A 13,830-nucleotide genomic window follows, 5' to 3' on the forward strand; every position below is an offset into this window, starting at 1 on the left:
GTTTAGCATGATTAAAAAGCTCTTTCAGAAGCCAACCATTCAGTGGCCAACGAAGTTTGAACAAAAGCTGGAGATGGCGAAGGATGAGAATTTAATTGCGTTTTATAGCAACAAGCCGCCTGCTCCAGAAACACCGTTATCTGAGGTGGAGTTCGTGGCGTTAGATTTCGAAACGACGGGTTTGAATCCTGAAAAACATGACATAATTACTATTGGTTTAGTGCCGTTTAACCTGAAGCGAATTTTCCTACGTAACTCGCGTCATTGGAAGGTACGTCCACAGCGTGCACTCGATGAAGACTCAGTCATTATACACGGTATTACTCACAGCGAATTGATCGATGCGCCTGACTTAGGCGATATCTTAAGCGAGCTGCTACCATGCTTAAGCGGGAAAATCATTGTTGTTCATTACCGTCGTATCGAGAGAGAGTTTCTGGATAAAGCGCTCAAAAGCCGTTTAGGGGAAGGTATTGAGTTTCCTGTTTTAGATACGCTGCACCTTGAAGAAACGATTCAACAGAAACGTTCAGGCTCTCTCTGGGAGCGTTTAAAAGGGAAAAAACCAGAATCGGTTCGGCTAGCGCAATCTCGACGCCGTTATGGGCTGCCAGACTATACGCCTCACCATGCATTAACCGATGCAATTGCTACCGCAGAGCTACTGCAAGCGCAAATCGCCCATCATTACAGTGAAGAGCAACCCATCAGTGAGTTCTGGCTGTAATATACTTCACGCTTAATAGCGATCAAAAAAGGAGCCAGATGGCTCCTTTTTTACTTAGGTTGAGACAAGATTACAGCTTAAAGCGTTGAATCTCTTGTTCAAGTTCGTGTGATAGCTCAGACAGGTGAGCAGCTTGTTCTGCTGCTTGATGAGCTTCGACTGACAGCTCGTTAGACACATCACGAATACCTTCAGTGTTACGAGTGATCTCAGTGGTTACCGATGCTTGCTCTTCTGCTGCTGAAGCAATCTGCGTTGCCATATCACTGATACGCTCAACAGCAGTGTGGATTTGCGTCAAGCTCGCTGCAGCCGCATTGGCATCATCAACACTGGTGTCAGCTAGACGACGACTGTCACCCATAATACCGACCGCCTTGGCTGTTGTGCCTTGTAGCATCTCGATAGTTTCTTGAATCTCTTGCGTTGAAGCATGAGTACGTTGGCTCAATACGCGGACTTCATCTGCAACCACAGCAAAACCACGGCCTTGCTCACCTGCACGTGCCGCTTCGATCGCCGCGTTAAGTGCAAGTAGGTTCGTTTGCTCTGCAATGCCTTGAATCGTTGATAGAATCGTATTGATGCTATTTCCGTGCGCTTCTAGCTCTTGAATCACATCAGTAGCAACTTGAACTTCTTGCGCTAAGTTCTGAATAGAACCTTGCGTTTGAGTTACTTGGCTTGAACCGTGTGAACAAGCTTGAACCGCTTCTTCTGAGTTACTTGCCGTGCTATCAGCATTACCTGCAATTTCTTGTGTCGCTGCTGCCATTTCATTCACAGCCGTCGCCACCATGTTGATTTCATCTTGCTGGTAAGAGATACGCTGACTACGCTCCTCAGCTTGCTGTGCTGTCGTGCGTGCTTGCTCTGAAAGCGCAGAAGATACGTGGCTAAGCTTAGTAACCATTGTGTGCATGTTGCCAACAAAACGGTTGAAGTTTTCCGCCAGTTTACCTACTTCATCATCACTGCGTGGTTCTAGGCGTTGCGTTAAGTCACCTTCGCCAGATGCAATTTCTTCCAGTGCATTTGATACGCGGTTCAAGTCACGGAACAAGAAACCAACTAGCCAAGAAACTGCAAGAATAACCACAATCGTGATCGCCACAGCAGTGAACAATAGATCTCGTAGCAATACCGCATGACCTGCTTCTTCTGTTGCGCGATCCATTTCAATCGCAAACATCCAATGCGTACCAGGAACTTTATTGAAGTAGTAAAGCTTCTCTTTTCCTTTGATTACCGTATCTTCGATACGACCTTCATCGGCGGCGCGCTCAATTGCCTCTTCTGAAAAATCTTTTAGAACACTGGTGATAGGCTTAAGCGTCAAGCTTTTATCTGGATGCGCTAAGAAGGTGCCTTCATTCATGTCGATTAGCATCGCATGCGCGTTTTCACCTGCATCTAAGTTAATCACATCGCTGATAAGCTGATCGATCAGTACGTCCGCACCAACAACACCAACAAACTGACCATTTTTCATTACTGGCTCAGCAATGGTCACAAGTAGTGCATTCGTGATTGCGTCTTGATATGCGGCTGTGATGATTTGCTTACCTGCGGCATCAGCATCCTTGTACCAAGGACGTGTGCGAGGGTCATAATCAGCACGGTTACGCTCCGGATGAGAGCGGTACATATCACCGTTTGGTGTACCAAGGAAGATGTCATCGAAGCCACCAGCCTTGCGAGCTTGTTGTAGGAAAGGAACAACGTCTTGCTCGGTCGAGTAATCGTTGAACGCAGTGGCAATATCTTTACGGATATTGACCCAATCAGAAATTCCCTCTGACGCAGTAGTACTAAGACTTTGCGCACGTGAATAGACACCTGAACGAGTCTGATCAAATAATTGACCAGCCGACAACCAAGTAAGTGCTGTTGCCATCACAACAACAGCAGAAAGGCTTGCGCCTATAAGCTTTTGTTTTAATGATAATTTCATATTTATAGTTTTTTGAGTTGGGAGAACAGTTAAGGTGCATGAATATTACACACTTTTTTACGACTATTCACTAATTTTTAAAAAACAAAATAGCACATTAACTCTTTGTAAAGTATGAACTTTCATGTGTCATTTTTTTGTCTCGAGCGTCATAAAAACCGCACAAAAAAAGCCAGCAAATTGCTGGCCTTTTGATTAATTGTTAGTCAGACGGTTTTATAAAATGCCGAATTACTGACGCTCAGTTCGCATACCCATCAATAAGCTCACACACATTGCAAGCAGAATGAAGGTAAATGGCAGTGCTGTAGAAATGGCACCGGCCTGAAGAGCTTGAACCGCCTCGGAGCCACCAATCCATAGCAGAGCAACCGCAATTGCACCTTCCATGAATGCCCAGAAGACACGTTGAAGTACAGGTGCATCGACTTTACCACCTGCCGTGATACTGTCGATAACAAGTGAACCAGAGTCAGAAGACGTAATGAAGAACACAAGTACCAGCACAACAGCGATGATAGAAAGCATGCTACCAAATGGAAGAACATCAAACATTTGGAACATAGCAAGTGATACGTCAGTCAAGCCATTTGTGCCCAGCTCACCTACTTTATCAACAACTTGCTCGATCGCCAGGCCACCAAATACAGACATCCAAACAACGGTAACCGCAGTTGGAACCAGTAGAACTGCTGTGATGAACTCGCGAACGGTACGACCACGAGAAACACGCGCGATGAACATGCCTACGAATGGCGACCATGAAATCCACCAAGCCCAGTAGAACACTGTCCAGCCTTGGAACCAAGCTTCGTCCGTACGACCAAACGGGTTACTTAGTGGGATGATATTCTCTACATATGCCATAAGTGTGGTTGGAATCGAACCTAGGCTCGCCGCCCAACCGATAAGACCAACAAGGAGAAGTAGCAAGAACGCCACAACCATGTTGATGTTACTAATGACTTTAACACCACCATCGATGCCGCGTACGACTGAAACAACAGCAAGTAAAGTCACCACGGTAATAACGACGATTTGCAGACCTAGGCCTGGCTCAACACCAAATACGTGATGAATACCACTTGCTGCTTGCTGCGCACCTAGACCTAGGGATGTAGCAAGACCAAATAAAGTCGCAAGCACAGCCAGAATGTCCACAATGTGGCCAGCCCAACCCCATGCACGATCACCCAGAAGTGGGTAGAAGATCGAACGCATAGATAGCGGTAAACCTTTGTTGTAGGCAAAGAATGCTAAAGAAAGTGCTACAACACCGTAAATTGCCCATGGGTGAAGGCCCCAGTGGAACATAGTTGCACCCAGTGCCAATCTCGCGGCTTCTGGTGTATTTGCCTCAACACCAAGTGGCGTTTCATACCAACCGGTGAAGTAAGCGACAGGTTCTGCAACACTCCAGAACATTAAACCGATACCCATACCAGCTGCAAATAGCATTGCAAGCCATGACATAAACGAGTAATCGGCAACAGCGTCTTTACCACCTAGTCGGATCTTACCCATTGGTGAGACGATAAGCGCCAAACAGAAAATAACGAAAATGTTACCTGCAATAATGAACAACCAATCGAATGAACCAATAATTTTCCACTTCAGCCCATCAAGTGCCGTCTTTGCGGTATGTGCATCTAGAACTAATGCAGCGACAAGAAACAGCGCAATTAAACCTGCACTAATACCAAAAACTGGGTTATGAACATCAAAACCCCATTTTTGAACGTTGTCCTGACCTACCGTATAGTCGGTACTATCGATACTGTACTTATCTATACCCTTTGTCATCGTTCCTCTCTATTTTTGTAGTGTTTTTACGTACCAAACAAAAAAATCTTTCGAACACGATACGTTTTGCATTCCGTGAAGGCGCAAGATCCTATCATTTGACACGTTTTTGTCTATCTTTTTGCTATTAAAAAATCCAATAACTTACTTTTCACTGTGTGATTACGGCCTTTGATAGAACAAATCACTACTACAATAGTTAGACCACAAACATTTATTGCTATAATAATTTTAGCTCTTCTTATTTTGTCGAAAAGGCGCGACAAAATGGTATTGAGGACACGGCGTAAAATTGTAGAGGTAATTTTTGATTTCCCCCCTTTAAATAAGGGCGCATTTAAGTTAGTGTCGCCTCGATAAATGTTCCCTACAGACTGGATGAATAAATTGGAAAAGTACGAAGAAGTATTGGTCTCGATTCGTCAGATCATCCGCGCTATTGATTTACATTCTAAAAAGCTGAGCAAAGAGTCTGGATTGACTGCTCCACAGTTGATTTTGATGCGCGCTATCAATGACTTAGATAACGTGACGATTAAACAGTTGTCTAGCCACACTAACATGAGCCAAGCGACCGCAACGACCATTCTAGATAGACTAGAACGAGGCCAGTTTGTTGAGCGTCAGCGCAGTGTTCAAGACAAGCGTAAAGTGCATGCTGTACTTACGAGCAAGGGCCAAGAAGCCTTAAAACAAGCACCAACGCCGCTGCAAGAGCACTTCATTAATCGATTCCAAAAATTGGAAGAATGGGAGCAATCCCTTCTACTATCTTCCGTTCAACGCATCTCGACGATGATGAATGCAGAGGACATCGATGTTGCTCCAATGCTAGAGCTTGGTAGCATTACCAAAGCCGATTAGTTTCGCTCCCACGTGCTCGCTTTTTGCGGGCACTACTCTCCTACTCAGTCAAGCCAGTTTCAAACGCATATTTTGCTAACTCTGCCGTCGAATGTAAGTCCAACTTGTGCTTAATGTTATGGCGATGCGTCTCTACCGTTCGATAACTAATATTGAGTAAAGTGGCGATTTTTTTGCTGCTGTTTCCTTGAGCAACTAATTTAAGTACCGCTTCTTCCCTGCGGCTGAGAGGATTCGTTTTTTGCGTGGCAGGCACCACTTCTTGGGTAAAGAGTGTTTGTGTGACGGATTCACAGAAATACGTCGAGCCTTGGTTCACCGTTTTTATTGCTTGCACCATTTTCTCGGCCGAGATTTCCTTGAGCATATATCCTACGGCACCAGCTTGCATGACCTTCATGATGTACTCGCGATTATCGTGCATGGTCAACATAAGTATTTTGCTCTCTGGGCGCGCTTCTTTAATTACACCAGTCGCTTCAATACCGTTCATTATAGGCATGCTGATATCCATCAATATGACATCCGGTTGCAAGTGCTTTGCGACCTCTATCGCTTCCAAACCATTACTTGCTGTACCCACCACTTCGATGTCAGGCTCTAACTCCAAACGAGCCATGAAGCCATCCAACACCACTTGATGATCATCGACAATCACTACACTAATCGGTTTATCCATAAACTATTTCATCCAAATTAAGCAGCACAGTAATCTCTGTTCCCAAGCCAAGCTCACTCATTAGCTCAAATTCACCACCGATGAACTCTACACGCTCTTGCATGTTCCTTAACCCAATCCCTTGTTGGTGCACTGCATGGTTAACCACAAATCCAACCCCATCGTCACGTATGAGTAATTGCAGCATATTGCCCATTTTTTGCAAAGTAACCGTTACTTTTTTCGCTCGCGCATGTTTTTCAATGTTATTCAAAGACTCCTGAGCGACGCGATATAGCGTCGTTGCGACTTCCGAAGTCAGTTTATGCTGCTGAGTATCGAAATTGCTCTCGATATCAATCCCGGAATGGGAATGAAAGTCCTGTAGCAAGGTCGTCAGTGCTGCTTCTAAACCGATATCATCGAGGGCGCTTGGACGGAGCTGATGAGAAATATGCCGCACCTCATTTATCGCGGTGACGAGCGATCGTTGTGATTTATCTAAGTGGGATTTGAGTTTTTCGTCTTCCAGTCTATGACTCATTAAGTCTAAATGACATTTACTGGAGACTAACAACTGATTGATTCCATCGTGCAGTTCTCGCGCTAAATGCTTTTTCTCATCTTCTTGGAACATCACGGTTTTATGTGCCAATTCTTTCAGGTTCTTATCAGCGAGGCGATGCTCGTGCAGATTGATCGCCAGAGTGAGAACAATGATTACAGCAACGGTCACCGCTAAGATCACGACGACTGAGAAAAATGTCGTTTCGATATTTTTGTTCACTGCCGCGCGCATATTGGCGACTTCTCGGCTGACATCCTCAATATACAGCCCAGTCCCTATCATCCACTCCCACTTATCGAGCCATGCAGCGTAACTAAGCTTAGGGACGACTTCACCCGTAGATGGCTTTTGCCACAGGTACTGATGAAATCCACCACCTGATTGCGCTTGATACAATAAAGCTTCGATTAAGCGATCGCCATTTTCGTCTTCAAGATAGAGTAAGTTTTCCCCGACAAGCTCCGGAAGAACTGGGTGTACAAGGTTGGTACCATATTTATCATAAGCAAAAAAATAGCCGTCCGACCCATAACTCAAACGATTTAAAATCGCTTTCACACGCGTTTTGGCAACACTCTCTTCTAAAGTCGGATCGTTGTAGATGTAAGAAATGGAGTCAAAAGCGACGTCGACCGTATCTTTCAGCGCCGCTTCTTTTGATTGGATCAGGTTTTGATGAAAGATCTCCACCTCCCTTTTGCCAAGGGTCTTAGTTTGATAGATAGAGATCCAGCTGATACTCGCTGACACCAATACCACGGGTATCAGTGTCAGCAGAATTAACTTTGCTTTGAGAGGCATCCCTTCCCTCCATGAAACGCTGCCTTTACAGCTTACTATCTTAGCAGTACAAACGAATCGATTGTGTCTGCATAGACATAATTAACAGCTTAACAACTTGTCTCAAAAGGTAAAAACTCTCAGTTCACAAAATCTCTTTATTATCGAGTGATTAACTCATACCGTAAAAACCTGGGAAAAACAGCAAAGACGCCAACACAACAATCTGAATCGCGATGAATGGCATCACACCTTTGTAGATATCTCGCGTAGTAACCCCTGCTGGAGCGACACCTTTTAGATAGAACAAACTAAAGCCAAATGGCGGTGTGAGGAACGACGTCTGCAAGTTCATCGCAATAAGAATCGCAAACCACGTCATATTAATGCCCATCAATTCAGCGACTGGCGCAATAATTGGCACGATGATAAAACAGATTTCAACGAAGTCGATAAAGAAACCTAAAATCAGAATCACCACCATGGTAATAATAAGGAATCCCCACTTTTCACCCGGCAGTTCTAACATCCACTCTTCAACTAAATAATCACCACCGGTGTAGGTAAATGCCATTGAGAAGGCGGTCGCACCAAGTAAGATCGCAAAGACCATTGCGGTTACCTTAACTGTCTCTTTTGATGCATCATAAATCATCGACCAACTAAACTGTTTATACAATAGCGATAAAATAATCGCACCTGCACCGCCCAGTGCCGCTGACTCTGTTGGTGTTGCAATCCCTGCAAAGATGGAGCCCAATACCACGATGATCAATGCTAAAGGTGGCAATACAGCTTTCAGTGCGGTGAGCACTTCTTGTTTACGACTGATCGACTCATCACGCTCTATCGCCTGTGCGGCTTGAGGGTTCAACTTCGCGTAGATGAGAATGTAGATCACATAGGCGCCAACAAGTGTAATACCGGGCCAGATCGCAGCTTGAAATAGGTCCCCTACCGGTACGCCAAGTACATCACCCAACAAGATCAACACGATAGAAGGTGGGATAATTTGGCCCAACGTGCCAGACGCACAAATAGTCCCACACGCTAAACCTTTGTCGTAATTGTACTTGAGCATCACAGGAAGAGATATTAAGCCCATCGCAACAACTGATGCGCCTACCACACCCGTTGAAGCTGCAAGCAATGCGCCAACTAACACGGTAGAAATAGCGATACCACCGCGAACGCCACCGAACAAACGCCCCATTGATTCTAGTAGCTGTTCAGCAAGCTTCGTTTTCTGTAGCACTAGCCCCATAAAAACGAACAGCGGTACGGCCATTAACACCGTATTTTCCATAATGGACTGAATTCGATACGGCATAAAAGCAAACATCTCGATGCCTTCAGCCCAAACACCAAAAATCAGCGCGATACCACCAAAAGTAAAGGCAACGGGAAATCCCAATAGAAGCGCAAAGAGCGCAACAAAAAACATCACTATACCGATCATAATGACTTCCTTTTACGACTTACCGTTATTACCGGCATAGATGAGATGAGGGTTGACAATTTTGTTGATTGAATGAAGTAACAATCCAATACCACTCACCGCCATAAAGAAAAATGACAGCGGAATCATCGCTTTGATAATCCAACGATATGGTAAGCCACCTGGGTCACCAGACGTCTCGCCTAACGCGTAACTCTCCTTGGCGAAATCAATACCAAACCAAGCTACCAGTAGGCAAAAAGGGAATAAGAAAAATAGTGTGCCTATGATGTCGATGATGGATTGTGCTTTGTAAGATAAGCGTTCATAAAAAATGTCGACGCGAACATGGCCACCGGACTTAATTGCGTAAGGCACACCAAGCAAGAACACGGCAGAGAATAGATGCCATTCCATTTCTTGGAATGCGATAGACACATCATTAAACACGTAACGCATGACAACGTCGTACACAACGTTTGCTAACAACAAAATAAACAGGATGCTGGATAACCATCCGAGGAAATCGCTAAAGCGGTTAAATAATCGCTCAATATAAATAAGACTTCTCATTCCGAACTCCGTGGAACGTTTAGATGCGCTCCGCTATAGTGCGGAGCATTCATTATGAAGTTTTCTTGGGCTTCGATAGCAGGCTAAACCTCTTGGCATCGCCTGCTTCATAACGTTATTGTTGAGCTTGACTGTTTAAGTACGCTCGGTGCGAAATATCTGACCATGGTCGAACTTGATTCATATAGTTCGCTTGTGACTCTTGAATCTCTTTCGCCAAAGCATCTTTTTCTGCATGTTCTTTCAACAAACGATCGTTTGCTTCTCGCAACGCAGCTACGACTTCAGGTGGGAAATCTTTTACTTCAACATTTGGGTATTCAGACTTAATAGATGCCCAGTTTTTGCCGCTTTCGTGTTTCGATTGCGTGTACATATCGTAAGCGGCCGTTTTCATGGCTACTTGCAAAATCGCTTTTAGATCATCAGGTAGACGGTTCCAGGTGCGCTTGTTAACGAGGAACTGAAGCTCAGTCGCTGGCTCATGCCAACCTGTGTAGTAGTAAGGCGCGATTTTGTGGAAGCCCATACGTAGATCCAGCGATGGACCAACCCATTCCAAGGCATCAATTGTGCGACGCTCTAGAGAAGTATATAGCTCACCAGGGGCGATATTCGTTGGCTTGGCACCTAACTCAGCCAAAATCTCACCAGCAAACCCTGGGATACGCATTTTCAAACCCTGTAAGTCCTCGACGGACTTGATCTCTTTTTGGAACCACCCGCCCATCTGAGTATCGGTATTACCGCCAGGGAAAGACATCAAGTTATGTGGAGAGTACACTTTTTCCATCAGCTCCATACCACCGCCGTAGTAAAACCATGCATACTGCTCAGTTGGCAACATACCGAAGGGCATAGAAGTGAAGTAAAGTGTGTTTGGAACCTTACCCTTCCAGTAATAAGACGCTGAGTGGCCCATGTCATACTGACCCGACTTAACCATATCAAACACCCCAAAAGGCGCTTTATGCTTGTTTGCGGAATCAATGCGGATTTGCAAACGTCCGTTGGACATCTCTTCCGCCATTTTGGCCATGTTTTTTGTGGTATCACCAAAAATTGGGAAATTAGGCCCCCAAGTTTCAGCAAGCTTTAAACGATAGACTTTTTCAGCAGCGTTTACAGAAGTCGCTGCGAGTGCCATCGCGGCAGCGACAGCGGTTGTTTTGAGCACTCGTTTTAAAGATTTTTGGATTAGACTCATCGTTCACGTCCTTTATCACCAAGGTTATTGTTGTCATCCATTTCATTAGGATTGGCTGTATTCGGTATAAAAGATGTAACAATGTTGTCTAATGCGAAATGGGCATGAACACGGAAGCGAGTAATTCATCAATAAGGCATTAGCCTAAGGTATTACGTACAAGTACGTAGGACAACCGTCATGACAAAAGACTGTTAATAGCAAAATCAATAAATTATATTTTTATCTATGAATAAAAATAAAAGACAATACGTACGTATTTTTCTGCCAAAAAATTTACATAGTATTTAAGAAAATGTGACAAACCACTTATTGGTAGTGTTAAAGTCAGTACTTAATGCATTATTTCCAATACCAAGATAAAAAAATACCTCGGCATCGGCCGAGGTATTCAATCCAGAACGGTAGCGGTAATTAAACTGCTTTGTAGATAACTTTGTTACCTGCTAACTGCTCTTTTTGAACTAGGTTTTCTTCAAGAAGCTTCTTTAGTGCGCCAGTAGCCCATGATGCCGCTTTAGTATCTTCTTGACCTGCAGCTAGACCGATGCCTTTAGGGTTAATACCTTCAGCATTCGCCATAACGATGTCTAATACTTGTTGTTGCTTAGGAGTAAGGGCAACATCAACTGTTTTCACTGCAGCTACTTTTTTATCAGCTACTACTTTCTCCGCAACAGCTTTTTCAGCAACAGAAGGTGCTACTGCTTTTTCCGCAACAGGCTTCACTGCTTTAGGTGCTGCAGCTAAGTTTGCTACTGTCGCTTTAATGCGTTTTTGCAGTTTCATCTGCACTTTACGCTTATGAGCAAGTCTCATTGAATATTTCTCCAGTTCACTGCATCTCAGCAGGGATGAAAATTTGAAGCGCGTTTTATACCAAAATTCACAAGCAATTTGTAGGTTTTAGCGGCGAAACGCGATGAAAAATGCGCTCAAAGCATAGAACGTCTACTATTTAATCAGATATTTTATGAACGGATTTATTGAATACTGGGTATAAAAACAGAGGTTTGTTTTATTTTAAATGCAAATCAATGCACATAAAGCTACCCACTTATTTTTGGACAAGTATTCGATGAGGTTATAAGCATGGAAACGCTGCACCTAACAAATTCACATTTCAAACCCGACTCCCCTATCAACAGAATACTTTTGTTGCTCGTTGCACTCATCACTTTGTTTTTGGTTGCCATTTCTCCGGGATGGAAGCAAGCCATGTTGTCGGTCATTTTGATGTCTGCAATCGTTGGTTTCGCCATCTTGATGATTAAGAAAAGCCAAGTCACTTTTACGCTGACAGCTTCTCACTTTCAGCAACACCTTTTTAAAGGAGGTTGGGTCGTCCGATGGCGAAATATTGAGTCAATCGGTATTTGTAGCTACCAACAGGAAGGGTGGCACCAACCGCTACCTTGGATCGGTATTCGTCTAAAACACTACTCACCCTACTTAAATTCAATCTGCCCTCGTATAGCGACAGAAATTCTCCTCAGCCAGCGAGCACTGCTTTACTTAGGCGCGAAACAAAATCAGTGTGAAGATAAGTTTGAGGATATGGTGCTTGACCCTAAACCGTATATAAACAGAGATGGGATTGAGTACAAAGGTTTGTTAGCGATGCTCGCCAACCGGATGAAGTATCAGAGAGGTTTCTACGGCTACGATCTATTTATATCAGCAAGTGATCTAGATCGTGAGGCTGAGGATTTTGTGGGACTGACTCGGCGATACTTAGCTGCCGCCGAGCCAGAATAATGCTTAGTACACGCACTTTTAGTAAAGCGGCATCTCGTCAGCAACAAACGGGTTAGTTTTACGCTCATGACCGAAAGTCGATTGAGGGCCGTGACCAGGGACAAACGTGACATCATTGCCTAAAGGCCACAATTTCTCTTTGATAGAGCTAATCAACGTATTGAAATCACCTTGTGGGAAGTCAGTTCGACCAATGCTACCGTTAAACAAAACGTCACCCACAAACGCTAAACGCGCTTCTTCACTGTAAAGCACAACGTGACCAGGTGTATGACCAGGTGTGTGGAATACGTTCAGCACTTGATTACCGAAAGTGACAGTGTCACCCTCATTTAGCCATTGGTGCGGTTCAAACGCTTCTGTCAGCGGGAAACCAAACATTTGGCTCTGACCTTCCAAACCTTGCAACCAGAAGTTATCTGCCTTGTGAGGACCAACAATCTCTGTACCGCCAAGCAGTGCAGACAGCGGCTCCGTGCCACCTACGTGGTCCAAGTGGCCGTGTGTTAGCACTAGGTTTACCACGTCAACACCCAGCTCTTTGATAAGCATAGCGAGCTGCTTTTCATCGCCGCCTGGGTCAACCACAATACCTTTCATGGTTTCGTCACACCAGACAATAGAACAGTTTTGAGAGAAAGATGTTACTGGAACAACTTGGTATTTCAGAGCCATAGATAACCTATACCGAATAAATTTGCATGAAAACTGCCGCAACTATGACACTAAGGCCTAGCGACTTCAAGCTTTGAACTGTGGGTAATCGACGACGTTCTGAGACTAGAAACCTTGTCTCAACTAGCACTACCAGGAACGAACAGCTCCCGTATCGATATGAACAAAGTTACTACCTGGATAATAACCCACGCCACCGGCTTTTAGGCTTAATGCAGCATCACGAACCGTTGAAAGCTTCACGCCGTCTAAACGAAAATCAATGGCCTTTCCTTCCATGTGCATGCTCTTTTTCGCTACACGAGAAGACCCGTTGCGCAGCGAGGCATTAGTGGCAGGAGAACGGTAACCTGAAATGACGATCACCTCTGCTTCTGTACCAATTAACTTTTGAATTTGGCTTATTTGATCGAACAAGCGTCGATCCATCGGATGAACCTCATTTCGTCGATGGTCTCGACAAAACTCATTCAGCCTTTGCAGTTCATCATTAATGTATCGTTTTCCATCGAAATAGCATGTTTCGAGGATCTCTCCAGTATTAAGGTTGTTCATCGCCAGCGCACGTGGCTCGTCAGGGAGTGAAGCCCAAGAAAATGATGGCAGGGCAGACACCAACACCACACCACCAGCGGTCATTTTAAGGAAATCTCGGCGGGAAAAGTTACGACTTACCATTTCAAAATACAGTGCTCAACAACTAGACAAGTCGTGGACATTAACCAAACACATTTGTCACGTCAAATGCATAAAACACTCCATCTTGATTTTCAGATGCAGTAATTATTGATTAATTATTGAACGAAAAGAGAATTCTTCGTTTTG

The 13,830-nt window shown here is 44.4% G+C and carries 13 protein-coding genes; 3 read left to right on the top strand and 10 right to left on the bottom strand.

Going from position 1 to position 13,830, the window contains the following annotated elements; translation table 11 throughout:
- The first annotated feature begins 7 nt into the window (after positions 1-7).
- Entirely contained in the window at positions 8-727 is a 720-nt protein-coding gene (locus R7Q41_RS16725; RefSeq protein ID WP_005376881.1) for a 3'-5' exonuclease, read from the top strand.
- Between the two features lie 70 nt (positions 728-797).
- On the opposite strand, the gene R7Q41_RS16730 is transcribed toward R7Q41_RS16725, so the two are convergent.
- Both R7Q41_RS16730 and R7Q41_RS16735 read right to left on the bottom strand, forming a co-directional pair.
- Complete coding sequence (locus R7Q41_RS16730; protein WP_005376880.1) at positions 798-2,681, bottom strand: methyl-accepting chemotaxis protein; 1,884 nt, start codon at positions 2,679-2,681, stop codon at positions 798-800.
- A gap of 231 nt (positions 2,682-2,912) precedes the next feature.
- Complete coding sequence (locus R7Q41_RS16735) at positions 2,913-4,484, bottom strand: BCCT family transporter (RefSeq protein ID WP_005376879.1); 1,572 nt, start codon at positions 4,482-4,484, stop codon at positions 2,913-2,915.
- Between the two features lie 387 nt (positions 4,485-4,871).
- Between R7Q41_RS16735 and R7Q41_RS16740 the strand changes: the two genes are divergently transcribed.
- Positions 4,872-5,348 (top strand): MarR family winged helix-turn-helix transcriptional regulator, encoded by a 477-nt coding sequence (locus R7Q41_RS16740; RefSeq protein ID WP_005376877.1) that lies wholly within the window; start codon positions 4,872-4,874, stop codon positions 5,346-5,348.
- A 40-nt stretch (positions 5,349-5,388) separates the two neighbouring features.
- On the opposite strand, the gene R7Q41_RS16745 is transcribed toward R7Q41_RS16740, so the two are convergent.
- The 6 genes from R7Q41_RS16745 to R7Q41_RS16770 all read right to left on the bottom strand — a co-directional run bounded on the left by R7Q41_RS16745 (position 5,389) and on the right by R7Q41_RS16770 (position 11,391).
- Positions 5,389-6,027: a response regulator gene (locus R7Q41_RS16745; protein ID WP_005376875.1), complete on the bottom strand. Its 639-nt coding sequence runs from the start codon at positions 6,025-6,027 to the stop codon at positions 5,389-5,391.
- Positions 6,020-7,375 carry a cache domain-containing protein gene (locus R7Q41_RS16750; protein ID WP_005376873.1) on the bottom strand — a complete coding sequence of 452 codons (1,356 nt, stop codon included), beginning with the start codon at positions 7,373-7,375 and terminating at the stop codon, positions 6,020-6,022. The genes R7Q41_RS16745 and R7Q41_RS16750 overlap by 8 nt, the downstream gene beginning before the upstream one ends.
- A 151-nt stretch (positions 7,376-7,526) precedes the next feature.
- On the bottom strand, positions 7,527-8,813 hold the full coding sequence (locus R7Q41_RS16755; RefSeq protein ID WP_005376871.1) for a TRAP transporter large permease: 1,287 nt from the start codon (positions 8,811-8,813) through the stop codon (positions 7,527-7,529).
- Between the two features lie 12 nt (positions 8,814-8,825).
- Positions 8,826-9,365, bottom strand: a complete 540-nt coding sequence (locus R7Q41_RS16760; protein WP_005376869.1) for a TRAP transporter small permease subunit — start codon at positions 9,363-9,365, stop codon at positions 8,826-8,828.
- A 115-nt stretch (positions 9,366-9,480) separates the two neighbouring features.
- On the bottom strand, positions 9,481-10,572 hold the full coding sequence (locus R7Q41_RS16765; protein ID WP_017636112.1) for a TRAP transporter substrate-binding protein: 1,092 nt from the start codon (positions 10,570-10,572) through the stop codon (positions 9,481-9,483).
- 414 nt (positions 10,573-10,986) lie between these two features.
- Positions 10,987-11,391: a hypothetical protein gene (locus R7Q41_RS16770; RefSeq protein WP_005376863.1), complete on the bottom strand. Its 405-nt coding sequence runs from the start codon at positions 11,389-11,391 to the stop codon at positions 10,987-10,989.
- Between the two features lie 273 nt (positions 11,392-11,664).
- Between R7Q41_RS16770 and R7Q41_RS16775 the strand changes: the two genes are divergently transcribed.
- A complete protein-coding gene (locus tag R7Q41_RS16775) occupies positions 11,665-12,330 on the top strand; it encodes a DUF2982 domain-containing protein (protein WP_005376857.1) in 666 nt (221 codons plus the stop codon).
- An 18-nt stretch (positions 12,331-12,348) separates the two neighbouring features.
- Here R7Q41_RS16775 and R7Q41_RS16780 read toward each other — a convergent pair whose 3' ends face one another.
- A complete protein-coding gene (locus R7Q41_RS16780) occupies positions 12,349-13,005 on the bottom strand; it encodes an MBL fold metallo-hydrolase (protein WP_005376855.1) in 657 nt (218 codons plus the stop codon).
- A gap of 129 nt (positions 13,006-13,134) precedes the next feature.
- On the bottom strand, positions 13,135-13,683 hold the full coding sequence (locus R7Q41_RS16785; RefSeq protein ID WP_025998732.1) for a DUF882 domain-containing protein: 549 nt from the start codon (positions 13,681-13,683) through the stop codon (positions 13,135-13,137).
- Positions 13,684-13,830 lie beyond the last annotated feature (147 nt).

The sequence above is a fragment of the Vibrio sp. 2096 genome (genome assembly GCF_033339595.1).
GTDB lineage: Bacteria > Pseudomonadota > Gammaproteobacteria > Enterobacterales > Vibrionaceae > Vibrio > Vibrio alginolyticus.

Excerpts from the sequence above, each read along its gene's own strand:
- R7Q41_RS16725 (WP_005376881.1), top strand. The coding sequence starts at position 8 with ATGATTAAAAAGCTCTTTCAGAAGCCAACCATTCAGTGGCCAACGAAG.
- R7Q41_RS16730 (WP_005376880.1), bottom strand. The coding sequence starts at position 2,681 with ATGAAATTATCATTAAAACAAAAGCTTATAGGCGCAAGCCTTTCTGCT.
- R7Q41_RS16735 (WP_005376879.1), bottom strand. The coding sequence starts at position 4,484 with ATGACAAAGGGTATAGATAAGTACAGTATCGATAGTACCGACTATACG.
- R7Q41_RS16745 (WP_005376875.1), bottom strand. The coding sequence starts at position 6,027 with ATGGATAAACCGATTAGTGTAGTGATTGTCGATGATCATCAAGTGGTG.
- R7Q41_RS16750 (WP_005376873.1), bottom strand. The coding sequence starts at position 7,375 with ATGCCTCTCAAAGCAAAGTTAATTCTGCTGACACTGATACCCGTGGTA.
- R7Q41_RS16755 (WP_005376871.1), bottom strand. The coding sequence starts at position 8,813 with ATGATCGGTATAGTGATGTTTTTTGTTGCGCTCTTTGCGCTTCTATTG.
- R7Q41_RS16760 (WP_005376869.1), bottom strand. The coding sequence starts at position 9,365 with ATGAGAAGTCTTATTTATATTGAGCGATTATTTAACCGCTTTAGCGAT.
- R7Q41_RS16765 (WP_017636112.1), bottom strand. The coding sequence starts at position 10,572 with ATGAGTCTAATCCAAAAATCTTTAAAACGAGTGCTCAAAACAACCGCT.
- R7Q41_RS16770 (WP_005376863.1), bottom strand. The coding sequence starts at position 11,391 with ATGAGACTTGCTCATAAGCGTAAAGTGCAGATGAAACTGCAAAAACGC.
- R7Q41_RS16775 (WP_005376857.1), top strand. The coding sequence starts at position 11,665 with ATGGAAACGCTGCACCTAACAAATTCACATTTCAAACCCGACTCCCCT.
- R7Q41_RS16780 (WP_005376855.1), bottom strand. The coding sequence starts at position 13,005 with ATGGCTCTGAAATACCAAGTTGTTCCAGTAACATCTTTCTCTCAAAAC.
- R7Q41_RS16785 (WP_025998732.1), bottom strand. The coding sequence starts at position 13,683 with ATGGTAAGTCGTAACTTTTCCCGCCGAGATTTCCTTAAAATGACCGCT.